The 12,435-nt window shown below is 72.4% G+C and carries 7 protein-coding genes; 6 read left to right on the top strand and 1 reads right to left on the bottom strand.

Annotation, left to right across the window (positions count from 1 at the left end):
- Nucleotides 1–2,301, bottom strand: a complete 2,301-nt coding sequence (locus tag WME73_RS02775) for a hypothetical protein (RefSeq protein WP_437744013.1) — start codon at nt 2,299–2,301, stop codon at nt 1–3.
- 565 nt (nt 2,302–2,866) lie between these two features.
- Between WME73_RS02775 and WME73_RS02780 the strand changes: the two genes are divergently transcribed.
- From WME73_RS02780 to WME73_RS02805, 6 genes are all read left to right on the top strand, one after another.
- A complete protein-coding gene (locus WME73_RS02780) occupies nt 2,867–5,404 on the top strand; it encodes a thioredoxin domain-containing protein (RefSeq protein ID WP_437914644.1) in 2,538 nt (845 codons plus the stop codon).
- A 489-nt stretch (nt 5,405–5,893) separates the two neighbouring features.
- On the top strand, nt 5,894–7,684 hold the full coding sequence (locus WME73_RS02785) for a GAF domain-containing protein (protein ID WP_437914645.1): 1,791 nt from the start codon (nt 5,894–5,896) through the stop codon (nt 7,682–7,684).
- A 12-nt stretch (nt 7,685–7,696) separates the two neighbouring features.
- On the top strand, nt 7,697–9,388 hold the full coding sequence (locus WME73_RS02790) for a sensor histidine kinase (RefSeq protein WP_437744016.1): 1,692 nt from the start codon (nt 7,697–7,699) through the stop codon (nt 9,386–9,388).
- Nucleotides 9,385–10,374 (top strand): TIGR02757 family protein, encoded by a 990-nt coding sequence (locus WME73_RS02795; RefSeq protein WP_437914646.1) that lies wholly within the window; start codon nt 9,385–9,387, stop codon nt 10,372–10,374. Before WME73_RS02790 ends, WME73_RS02795 begins: the two co-directional genes overlap by 4 nt.
- 690 nt (nt 10,375–11,064) lie before the next feature.
- On the top strand, nt 11,065–11,190 hold the full coding sequence (locus tag WME73_RS02800; protein WP_437744018.1) for a hypothetical protein: 126 nt from the start codon (nt 11,065–11,067) through the stop codon (nt 11,188–11,190).
- A gap of 4 nt (nt 11,191–11,194) precedes the next feature.
- Complete coding sequence (locus tag WME73_RS02805) at nt 11,195–12,394, top strand: alpha/beta fold hydrolase (RefSeq protein ID WP_437914647.1); 1,200 nt, start codon at nt 11,195–11,197, stop codon at nt 12,392–12,394.
- Nucleotides 12,395–12,435 lie beyond the last annotated feature (41 nt).

A 12,435-nucleotide genomic window follows, 5' to 3' on the forward strand; every position in this document is an offset into this window, starting at 1 on the left:
TCACTGTCCGGCGAGCGGGCGCGCGCCGACGCCGCGCGCGGGGCGATCGAGGATCCAGACGTGGTGATCGACCCACTCCCCGTCGACCGGCGTGAGCGTGAGCGTGAACGTCTCGGGCAAGCCCTCGGGGAGGTCGAGCGAGGCCTCGGTCCAGCCGTCGCCCCTCTTGAGCGCGAGGTGGCCGATCTCCCGGCCGTCCGCCGTCGCGCGGATCGTGGCGGCGCGGGGCGCGGCGGTGCGGACCACGAGCCTGCCCTGGCCCTCGCGGGGGGCGTGAAGGCGGGCCGCCTCGCTCCTGCCGCCCGGGATGACGCGCCCCGCGTCGAAGCGATCATGCCCTGATCCGCGCGGATCCGGGAGGACGCTGAAGCCGACGAAGCCGGCCTGAGGCCGCGGGAAGGCGTAGCCGTGCTCCCGCTCGCTCACGAGATCGGCGACGTCGAGCTCGTCGACGACCCGCTCGTCCTCGCGCATCGACGCGGGCGCCTCGCCGTGCGCGAGCGGGCTCCAGTCGGCCTGGTAGATGACCTTCTCCGCGCCGCCGCAGATCACGTTGCCGACGACGGGGATCGCGGCGATCCGCCTGCCGAAGATGGCCGGGAGGTCGCCCCACCAGCCCGGGTAGATGGCCAGCGTGTCGGGGCGGTCGTCGGCGGGGATGCGCTCGATGAGCTCCAGCGAGGCGCCCAGGCCGTGGACGCCCGCGCGGGCGAACGGGAGATCGTGGTAGCCGCCGAGCCCGATGATGTCGAGGCCGGGCCGGTCCGACGCGTAGAGGAGCGCGCCCGCGTCGCCGACGAGGACGCGGCGCACGTCGAGCTGGGCGAGGAGCTTGCCGGCGACGAGGTGCTGATCGCGGATGTTGCGGCTGGCGCGGCCGAAGAACCAGATCTGGTCGCGCATCCTGGGCAGCTGGTGGGCCCAGAAGAGCGCGGCCACGGCGAGGGCGAGCGCGACGCGCGCGCACCAGAGGCCGCGCGCCAGGGCGCCGCCGCGGGCCGCGGCCGCGATGCCGCCGAGGGCCCCGAGCTGCGCTCTGATCCCGGCCGGGGCGCTCTCTGGCCGCTCCTGGCGGCGCTCGCCGCCGTTGGCCCATGCGGCGCGCGCGACGAGCAGCGCGAGCCCCATCGCCGCGAGCACCAGCAGCCAGGCGACCGCGGGCATGGTGTAGCGCTCGTTCTGCCAGCGGACCTGACCGTTCAGGGCCACGAGCGCGAGCCACCCGGCGACCTGGATCCAGAGCAGCGCCGCGGCCCCGCGGGTCCTGCGCGAGGCGAGGGGGATGAGCGCGAGGGCGGGCACGAGCCAGCCCCAGGGGAGGGCGTCCGAGAAGTGGTGGTTGGTGTTGCGGGCGACGACGTACGTCGCGAGGAACTCGTAGGTGTCCCACTTCTCGGAGGACGTCATGTACGGGTTGTTCAGCGCCAGCTTGGCGATGGCGCCGCTCGCCGCCCATTCGCCGGTGAACACGCGGTTGGCGACCGCCTGGGCGAGGCACGCGAGCGCGCCGGGCACCGACGTCCGGAGCAGGGTCGCGATCGCCGCGCGCGCGCCGTGGGCCCGCTTCACGGCGATGGCCGCGTACACGCTCAGCGCCGCCACGCAGACGACCGACTCCGGCCGGGTGGCGTAAAGGAGCGCGCCGGCGAGGCCGGCGGCCCAGCCGAGGTGGGCGAGGCGCTTCGGCGGCGCCGCGGCGCGCGTGTCATCGGCCGTCCGCGTCGTCCGCGTCGCCTGCGCCGTCGGCTCGCGTGGCGCGTCGGCCGCGCGGGCGACCGAGAGCGCGGCGAGGGTGGCGAGCGCCCAGACGCCGAGGTGGAAGGCGTTCTCCATCCCGCTGAACAGCGACCAGTCGAGCGCGCCGATGGAGAGCGCCACGGGCGGCAGCAGGTACTTCGCCCAGCGCCCGACGGGCTCGAGGAGCCGCGCGCCGACGAGCAGGAAGCCGAGCGTCGAGGTGCACGCGACGATCGCCGCCCACTGCATCAGCAGGACGCCGCGGAAGCCGACGAGATAGCCGAGGGCGAGGACGAACGGGTAGCTCAGGCTCGTGTTCCCGCTCGAGAAGCCGTTGCCCTCGGACCACTCGAACGGGTACCCGCGCGCGGTGGCGCGGGCGTAATCGAAGTGGATGAAGACGTCGTCGAGCGGCGCCGACCACATGCCGCCCGTCTGCTGGTGCATCGCGCTGTAGAACGCGACGGCGGCGTAGAGGACACATGCGCCGGCGTAGGCGGCGAACAGGACCGGATCGACGCGCGGCCAGGCCGCGACCAGGCGATCGAGCCAGCCGGGTGGCACCGCCGGACCGGCGCCCCGGGAGGCCGCGGTCTCGGTTCCGTCCGTTCCGTCGTGGGAGGCGCTGCTCGGTCGGGGCGCTGCGCTTCCGGGCGGCGAGGGGGAACCAGGGTCGGCGCTGGACGGTGACACGCGGCTCTTTTACACGACTTTCACGCAGCCTGACCCGAGGAGCCCGCCCGCGAAGGCTGAGGCCGCCAGCTCTGCCCAGCACGTTTGCAAGCGGCTGTTCAGGATTGAAATGGGCAAGCCATTTTACTAACGAAAGTCCCCGAACTCGGAAGGGAAGCTCCTGGCCCGCATCCTGCTCAATGAGCAGTGCAGAGCGCCCGTGACGGTCTCCCCCCCCGCCGTCGAGCGGGCGCTCTTTTTTTTCTCCGTTGCCTCGCTGGTCGGATGGCTGGCGGACGGATCTGCGGGTGTTTCTTGGCAGGCGCTCGCCGTCTGTGCTCGCCGGGGCTCCCGTCGTGCGCCCGTCTGCAGCGATGGCTCGCCGCGGCCCGGGCGACCTGAGCTGTGGCCGTCCGTGTAGGATCCCGTCCACGGACCGCGACACTCGAGGGGGCTCATGCCTGCGCTACCGCCGTTTTCTCGTCTGTTCTTGCTGCAGTTCCTCTGGTGCTTTCTCGCTGCCTGCGCGTCGGGCGCGGTGCCCCCGTCTGCGGTCGAGCGGCCGAAGACGGTGGTCCTCCCCGCTCCCGCGCCGACCGTTGCTGTAGCGGCCGAGCCGGAGCCGGAGCCGGAGCCGGAGCCGGAGCCGGAGCCGGAGCCGGGCACCGCCGTGCCCGTCACCCGCGCGGATCCGTGGTGGGGCGAGCCGCTCGCGCCGGTCACTCTCGTGGTGTGGGGCGACTATGAGTGCCCCTTCACCTCCCGGCACATGGCGACGCTGGAGCAGCTGAAGCAGGCCTACGGCCCCGAACGGCTGCGCATCGTCTGGAGGCACTTCCCGCTCGCGTTCCACAAAAATGCGCGCCCGGCGCACCTGGCGGCCCAGACGGTGTTCCGGCTCGGCGGGCCCGAGGCGTTCTGGAAGTTCCATCGGCTCGCGTTCGCCAACCAGCGCTCGCTCGCGCCGGAGTCGTTCGCGTCGTGGGCTGCCGAGGCGGGCGTCGATCGGGCGGCGTTCCGCGCGTCCTTCGAGCAGCAGCAGCACGCGCCGAAGATCGAGCGGGACGTCGAGGCCGGCCAGGCCGCGGGCGTCAGGGGCACCCCAGCCACCTTCGTGAACGGGGTGTTCGTCAGCGGGGCGCGGCCCATCGAGGACTTCCGGACCCTCGTCAACGAGCAGCTCCGGGCGGCCGAGGATCTCCGGCGATCCGGCGTCCCGCAGGAGCGCATCTACGCGGCCCTGTCCGAGCAGAACAAGGCGCGCGCTCCGGCCCCGACGCCGCCCACGGCCCCGGCCCCCGAGGACACGACCGTGTGGAAGGTGCCTGTCGACGGATCGCCGATCCGGGGCAACCCGGGCGCCCTGGTCACGCTGGTCATGTTCTCGGACTTCGAGTGCCCGTTCTGCCGCAGGGCCGCCTCGACCGTCGACGGCCTCGAAACGAAGTACGGCGCTCAGCTGCGCGTCGTCTTCAAGCACAACCCGCTCCCCTTCCACGAGCGGGCCGAGCCCGCCGCGGAGCTCGCGCTGGAGGCCAAGGCGCAGAAGGGCGACGCGGCGTTCTGGAAGGCGTACGAGCTCTTGAAGACCGGGGGCCTCGAGGACGCGGACCTCGCGGCGCACGCGAAGTCCCTGGGCCTCGACGTGGCCCGCGCGCAGAGGGCCATCGCCGCGCGGCGCCACGCGGCGCGCATCGAGCGCGATCAGCGCCTCGCCGACGACCTCCAGGCGAGGGGGACACCCCATTTCTTCATCAACGGCAGGCGTCTCGCCGGCGCCCAGCCGGCGGAGAAGTTCGGGGCCCTCATCGATGAGCAGATCGCGCAGGCCGCGAAGCTCGTGGCCGCGGGCACGCCGCCCGCGAAGGTCTACGACGCGCTGCAGAAGGAAGCGAGGGCTGGCAACGCGCCCGAGCGGATCCTCGCCCCGGCGCCGACCAAGGACAACCCCGGCAAGGGAGCGAAGCCCGGCGCGAAGGTGACGATCCAGATGTTCGCCGACTTCCAGTGCCCGTTCTGCAAGCGCGTCCAGCCCACGATCGACGAGATCATCGCCGCCTATCCGGGCAAGGTCCGCGTCGTCTTCAGGCACCTGCCGCTCCCCTTCCACAAGCGCGCCCCCCTCGCCGCCGAGGCGTCGATCGAGGCGTTCCGGCAGAAGGGCGACGCCGGCTTCTGGGCGATGGCGCAGCGCCTGTGGGAGGACCCGTCCGAGAACGGGCTCGGCCGCGAGGCGCTCGAGCGCCACGCGGCCGCGATCGGCCTCGACGTGGCGAAGTTCGGCGCCGCGCTCGACTCGGGAGCGCACCGCGCGGCGGTCGAGGCGGACCGGAAGCTCGCCGAGCGCCTGCACATCACTGGCACGCCGTCCTTCGCCATCAACGACTACTTTCTCGCCGGGGCGCAGCCGACAGCGCACTTCAAGCGGCTCGTCGACAGGGCGCTCGGGCCGCACGATCCCCCCACGAAGGAGTCGCTTCACGGCGCGGGCAAGCCCGCGGCCCAGCCGGGAGCAGCGCAGCCGGCGCCGGCCCAGCCGGGGGCAGCGCCACCGGCGCCGGCCCAGCCGGGAGCAGCGCAGCCGGCGCCGGCCCAGCCGGGGGCAGCGCCACCGGTGCCGGCCCAGCCGGGAGCAGCGCAGCCGGCGCCGGCCCAGCCCCCTGCGACGGCCGGCCAGATGGGGGCGAAGCACCTCCTCATCATGTATGCGGGGTCACGGCGGGCCCCGGCGCGCGTCGTTCGCACGCGGGACGAGGCGCGCGCGCTCGCCGAGCAGGTGCTCAAGAGAGCGCAGCAGGGGGCGAGGTTCGAGGACCTCGCGGCCCAGTACAGCGACGAGCCGGGGGCGGCGGCGCGCGGCGGCGACCTCGGCACCTTCTCGAAGGGGATGATGGTGCCCGAGTTCGAGCAGGCGGTGGAGAAGGTCGCTGTCGGCGCGCTGAGCGGGGTCGTGGAGACGCCGTTCGGCTTCCACATCATCCTGCGGACCCGATAGCGAGCGTGGGCGGACCCCCTTGCAGGGGTCGAGCTGCGCACGAAGCGAAATGCAGAGTTGCGCATCACGGATCGTCCCCCGGCCTGCATCGGATGTACGCCGGGTATCCCGCTTGCGCGCAGGACGGCGATCGCCTGGAGAAGAGCGGCGCGGGGTAGCCCCACCCATTCACCGCGCGCTCCATGGCGCGCGCGGCTCGACAGCGGGTGACCTCCTGCTCCCGCGGGGATACCCGGCGGCCGTTCAGTGGACGAACGGGTTCGTCCGCGGCGACTCGCGGCGCGGGCGGCGTGATTTCAGGACAGGCCCGATTCTCCTTGCCGGTCCCGGTTGAGAAGATTTCGCGCCATCCTCCAAAGGGGTCCGCGCGCTCTCTGCGCGCTCCCGTGCGGCCTGCGCGTTGACCCCTCTCGCGCGCGTCGAGTAGAACGATCTTCGCGCCAGAGCGCGCCACCCAGTCAGCGCCCGCGCGGATTGGAACCGCAAACGATGCGTTGGTTCGTCGAGATCTCGTCGTTAGGCCAGAACGCTCCGCCGAGCAGGAAGGTGTGCGTCGAGGCCCCGCAGTGGCAGCCCGCGCTGCAGAAGGCCCGGGCGCTCCGCGGCGATGGGGGCCCGCTCAACAATTTCTCGGTGGATCTGCTGGAGAGCGGCTACCGAGCGATCGATCCGGCGACGCGCGTGCGGTACGTCGTGCAGCGCGCCCCGGACGACGCGGCGCTGACGGACGGGACCGACACGCCGGCGGGCGCCTCCCCGGCCGGGGCGGCTTCTCCAAAGCCGGCCGAGCCTGCGGGGCGTGTCGCAGGGAAGCGCCCGATCGCGCCCACGGTCCCGTTCATCTCGATGGGGACCGCGCTCCTCGTCTCGGAGCCAGCGGGCGCCCAGGCGCAACCGGCGAAAGGCGGGGAGGCGGCGCCGGGGCGGGATGCGCCGCAGGAGCGAGGCGCCGAGCCGGAGCGAGCGCCCGCGGAGCTGCCGCCGTATCAGCTGATCTCACAGCGCGAGGAGAACCCGTCCGAGCGCTCGCCGCTCACGTACAGAGAGTTCGTCTATGCGGTCGCGACCGGCACCCCGCGCGATCTCGTCAGCGCGCTGCTGATCGATCGGCTCGAGCGCGCACGGCAGCGCATCGACGACGCGCGACCGGGCAAGTTCATCCATATCGCCGTGTTCGATCACGTCTTCGACGGCCGGCCTCAGCGCAGCCCCCTCGCGACCCTCGCCTGGAAAGACTGGCGCTCGGCCGAACCCGAGATCCAGTTCCGCCCGCGCACCGGCGGCACCGCACCGCCGCCGGCCATGCCGCCTGCGGACGTGGCGCCGCCGGTTGCCGTGCCGCCGGCCGTTGCGCCGCCTGCGGACGTAGCGCCGCCAGTTGCCGCGCCGCCGGCAGACGCCGCGCCCCCCGCGGCCGTTGCGCCGCCTGCGGACGTGGCGCCGCCGGCCGTTGCGCCGCCCGCGGACGTGGCGCCGCCGGCTGCCGCGCCGCCTGCGGACGTGGCGCCGCCGGCCGTTGCGCCGCCTGCGGACGTGGCGCCGCCGGCCGCCGCGTATTCTGCGGACCTGCCGCGGCCAGCCCTCACGCCGCCGGCCGACGTGGTGCTGCTCGCCGTGCCGGCCGACCAGCAGGGGGCGCCGCCACGTCTCCAGCTCGTCCCGGAGCCGCCCGATGTCGCTGCCCCCACGCCGGCGCCGCCGCGGCGGCGCTCCTCCTTCCCTCCGAAGAACGGGCGCCTCTCCGGCGACGACCTCATCGCCGAGCTGTTCGAGGCGTGCAGCGACCTGCATTTCCTCCAGGACACCCTCGCGGGCGCCGATTTCATCCTCGCGCTCACGCTCGACAAGATCCCGTGCGCCCTCGGCCTCGTGTCGCTGTTCGACATCAACCGGCGCGAGTTCGTGGTCGTCCGGCAGTACGGCGGCAAGAGCGCGCTCCTCGCCAGGCTGTCCGAGCGGGCGCCGCTCCCGCTGGCCGCCATGCGGTCGAGGCGCGCCGTCGTGGTGCCCGACGCGGCCAAGGACGAGCGCGTCATGGACGAGCGGTGGAAGGCGATCGGCGTCGAGCTCCGGAGCGTCATCTGCGCGCCTGTCGAGCTCGCGGGCCGCTACCTCGGCCTCCTCGAGATCGGAAACCCGCTCGATGGCAAGCCGTTCTCCGAGAGCGACGGCAACGCGCTCACCTACATCGGCCAGCAGTTCGCCGAGTTCGTCGGGGCGCGCGGCGTGGTCCTCGAGCCCGGCCTCGTGACCGCGGGGGCGAAGAAGGCCGCCCGCTAGCGGAGCCGAGCGATGGACCTCCTCCCCTCCGCTGGGAAGCGCCATCGCGTCCCGTACTTCGCCCTCGTCCCCGCCATCGTCGTCGCCGTGCTCGTGCTCGGCGGGATCGCCCTGCGCACGACGCTGCAGATCGAGAAGGCGCGGCAGCAGACCGTCTTCGACGCGACGCTCACCCTCGCCGACGAGCGCGTCGACCGGCTCGACAAGCTGATCATCGCCCAGGACAACGTCGTCGCCGCGCACGTCGACGTGGCGAACCTCTCGGTCATCGCGCGGCGGTGGCTCCCCACGGCGGCCCGCGAGACGCCGACCGTGCGCGCCATTCTGGTCCTCGACATGGACAACGAGGCGCACGACGTGCTCGCGTTCGCCTCGCGCGGCGCGTCCGGGCGGGAGGACGACGCCTTCCGCAAGCTCCTGCTCGCCCGCCTCCTGCCGCAGATGAACTTCGCCGGCGACACGACCGAGCTGCGCCACCTCCACCACGTCATCGATCAGCAGAGCCTGCTCGTGAGCTACTGGCAGCGCGAGCACGTGGGGCGCAAGTGCCTCATCGTCGCGTGGCACGAGGTGCCACGCCTGGTCCACGAGGTGATGCCCCGGCTCTTCCGCGACCTCGATCGCGAGAAGAGCCGGATGAACGTCATCGACGAGGAGGGCCGCATCGTGTTCGGCCCGCCCATCATCGGCGGCGAGTTCACCGTCGGGCGCCCCTTCCCGACCACGCTCTACAACTGGCGCCTCCAGATGGCGCTCACCACGGCCGAGGAGCTCGGCGAGAAGGTCGAGCGGCAGCGCCTGATCGAGATCCTGATGGTCGGCTTCTCGGCCCTGGTGGCGCTGGCCGGGCTCGCGATCGTGGTGCTCGCCTCCGTGAACGAGCGGCGGCTCGCGGCGCTGAAGAGCGACTTCGTCGCGAACGTGTCCCACGAGCTCAAGACGCCGCTCTCGCTGGTCCGCATGTTCGGCGAGCTCCTCCTCGGCGGCCGCGTCCCCAACGACGAGAAGCGCCGCCAGTACCTGCAGATCATCGTGAGCGAGAGCGAGCGGCTCACCGCGCTCATCGAGAACGTCCTCGATTTCGCCCGCGTCGAGCGGGGCAAGGCCGCCTACGAGTTCGCGCGCGGGAGCGTCGCCGAGGTGGCGACGCGCGCCGTCGACATGTACCGCTACCGCGCCGAGCGCGAGGAGATGACCGTCGAGCTCACGATCGCCGAGGGGCTGCCCGAGGCGCTGATCGATGCGCGCGCGCTCGAGCTCGCCCTCGTGAACCTGCTCGACAACGCGCTCAAGTACGCGAAGGACGGCGGCCGCGTCGCCGTCGCGGTGGAGGCCGAGGGCGGGGGCGGCGGGCGCCTCGCCGCGCTGACGCGCCAGGCGAGGCAGGTCACCATCCGGGTGAGCGACCGCGGGCCGGGCATCGATCCTGACGAGCAGAAGCACATCTTCGAGCGCTTCGCGCGCGGGCGGCGGGCGAGCGAGCGGCAGGTGCGCGGCAGCGGGATCGGGCTCGCGCTCGTGAAGCACATCGCCGAGAGCCATGGCGGCGCTGTGCGGGTCGAGAGCCCGCTCACCGATGACGGGCGCGGCAGCGCGTTCGTCGTGTCGCTCCCCGCGCTGGAGCACGACCGGGAGGCGCAAGAGCGCGCCGCGAACGCCGAGCCGGTCGTGACCGATCCGGCGCCGGACGCGGGGTCGCCGTGAGGGCGCGCGGGAGCGGCGAGGCGGCGCCCCGGCGGAGGGACGCCGCGGTCAAGGCGGCGCCTCAGCAGCGGACGGACGCCGCGGTCAAGGCGGCGCCTCAGCAGCGGACGGACGCCGCGGTCAAGGCGGCGCCTCAGCAGCGGACGGACGCCGCGGTCAAGGCGGCGCTCGACGGGGTGCGCGCGCGGTGCGCCGTCGAGGAGCGCCGCGCGCGAGACCCGGTCTCCTTCGTCCATCGCTACACGGACCCGGCCGATCAGGAGCTCGTGGCGCTCATCGCCGCGTCGCTCGCCTTCGGCAACGTGAAGGCGCTGCACGCCAAGATCGGCGAGGCGCTCGATCGCCTCGGGCCGGAGATCGCCCTCACCGCCGACGACGCCCGGGCCGTCTCGGCGCGGCTGCGCGGCTTCCGCCACCGGATCTACCGCGATCGCGACCTCGTCGGGCTGATCGTCGGCGCGCGGCGGGTGCAGCGGGCCTCGGGCTCGCTCGGCGCCGCCTTTGCGGCCGAGCTCTCGCGCACCGGCGACCTGCGCCAGGCGCTCGGGGCCTGGGTGCGGGCGATCCGACGCGCCGGCGGCCTCGACCGGCGTCCGGACGACCGCGGAGCCGCGCACATCCTCCCCGATCCCGAGAAGGGCAGCGCCGCCAAGCGGCTCATGCTCCTGCTGCGGTGGATGATCCGCCCTGCGGACGGCGTGGACCTCGGCCTGTGGCCGGTGCCCCCGTCGGCCCTCCTCATCCCGGTCGACACGCACATCGAGAAGCTCGGCTACAACATCGGGCTCACCGATCGCAGGGGCGCCACCTGGAAGACGGCAGAGGAGATCACCGCGGCCCTCCGCGGCTTCGATCCAGCCGACCCGGTCAAGTACGACTTCGCCCTCTGCCACCTCGGCATGCTCCAGCAATGCCCGTCGCGGCGCGATCCGGTCCGCTGCCAGGGATGCGGCGTGAAGCCGGTCTGTCGCCACTGGGACGAGTGAACACGCCCCGCACGGCAGATTTCCGTCCGGAACAGCTACAGCCCCGATCAGTTCGAGAACGTGAAGGCCTTCGAATTTGAATCAGATTGCAACTGTGATTTGCAATCGTGCAACAGTGGCTGGTTGTGTTTGGTGTAAGTGTTTGAAATTCTATCCTGCGTGGGGCGGCACAGAGCCTGCAAAATGACACGCGAGCGCCGTCGCGGAGACCTTCCCCCCCCAGGTCCGCGAGGCGCTTTTTTCATTTTGTCTCCGGCAAGCGCATGAGCGCGGCCGTCCGGCAGACGGTACGGCAAGAAGAGCGCCGCAACCGAGCCCCCCCGAGCTCTGCTGCGGCGTTCTCCTTGCCGTGCCCCCTTTCCCGGGTGCTTACGGGACCCTTGCCAGCTCTCTCCTCGCCCTGGGGTGTTGCGATCCGCATGCCACGTTCCGGGTTGGTAGATCTGGAACCTTTGTGCACGCCTGTGCTGGAGCTCTCGATCTCGCGTCGCGGTAGGCCTGGGCACATGGTCATGTCCCCGCGAGACGCGAATCCCAGGGAAAACGAGCCGTTGCCAACGTGCGTTTCCACCAGGGGCAGTCGCCCCACGCGCTGTCCGGCGCGATGGGGTGGAGTGGCTTCCGGAACGCTGTGTGACTTTTTCACGCGCTGCAGGAGATGATCGTGAAACGTGCTGTTCCCATGGATTCATGATCATCCAGACGAGCGAGCTGGATTGCGGCCTCGACGAGCGACTGGCCTGTGTTCCGTCCATCCTGGTGAAAAAGAATGTCGAGGTTGCCTGCATGCGGAAGCAGCGCCAGCAGGTAGATTGACCGTATGGTCTGGACATTCGGGGCAACGCTCCTGGTGGCGCTGGCGCTCGCGGTGCTGGCGGCGATCGGGCTGTGGGCGCACCTCCTTTACTGGGTCAAGCGGCTGACGCTGCCGCTCGAGTACAGCGTGGAAGAGGTCCTGCGGACCGAGGATGGCGCGCCGATCGAGATCCGCCGCGTCCCGCGCCCGGACGGCGCGGAGGCGCAGCCGGACCTGCCGCCGATCCTGCTGGTCCACGGGCTCGCCGCGAACCACAGAAACCAGGACATCCACCCCGATTACTCGCTCGCTCGCCACCTCGCCACGCTCGGACGCGACGTGTGGTTGCTGACGTTGCGCAGCGGCCGCCTCCTCACCCGCGCCGAGCGCCGCAGCGTCCGGTTCTCCGCCATGGTCCGGTACGATCTTCCCTGCGCCATCGAGGCGATCCTGGAGCGCACAGGCGCCCGTTCGCTGGATTATGTCGGCTTCTCCATGGGGGGCATGCTCCTCTATGCGGCGCTTGGCCGGAGCGTCGCCGGCGATCGGGTCCGCCGCGTCGTCATCGTCGGCTCGCCTGGCCGGCTCACCACGCCGGTGCGCCTCATGCGCTTCCTGCCGGGCCGGCTGCTGCCGGGCGTCCCGCTCCGCCTCATGGCACGCAGCGTCGCGTTCGCCTCGGAGTGGCTGCCGACGCCGATCCATCACGCCGTGGCCAACCCGCGCAACGTGCCTCCCGGCGTCACGCGGCTCGCGCTCGTCAACTGCATCGAAGACATCCCTGCAGCGCTGAACGCCGACTTCGCCGCGTGGATGGCGAGCGACGGGGAGATCCGCGTGGACGGCGAGAGGGTCCTGGACGGCCTCGCCTCGGTCGGGGCGCCGGCCCTGTTCATCGCGGGCAGCGCCGACAGGATAGCCCCCGCCTCGGCGGTGCGCGCGGCGTTCGACGCATGGGGGCGCGACCGCCCGGAGACGCCGAAGCGCTTTCTCGTGCTCGGGCGCGACTTCGGAGCGCGGGAAGATTACGGTCACGGCGATCTGGCCGTCGGCGCCTATACCGGCGTCGAGCTCTTCGAGCCGATCGCTCGTTTCCTCGGCCCCGATCTGCAGGCCGAAGACGCGCCCGGGCCCGAGACGGGCGCTGTGGCGCTGGAGGCCATCCAGGCGCGTCTGCCGACATCCGACGAGACCGCTCCGATGCCGGATCTCCCGGCCGCCTGACGCCCGTGGAGGTCGATCGCGCGCGTGTGGAAGTGCGGTGA

Source organism: Sorangium sp. So ce302, assembly GCF_051530145.1.
GTDB classification, from domain to species: domain Bacteria; phylum Myxococcota_A; class Polyangia; order Polyangiales; family Polyangiaceae; genus Sorangium; species Sorangium cellulosum_B.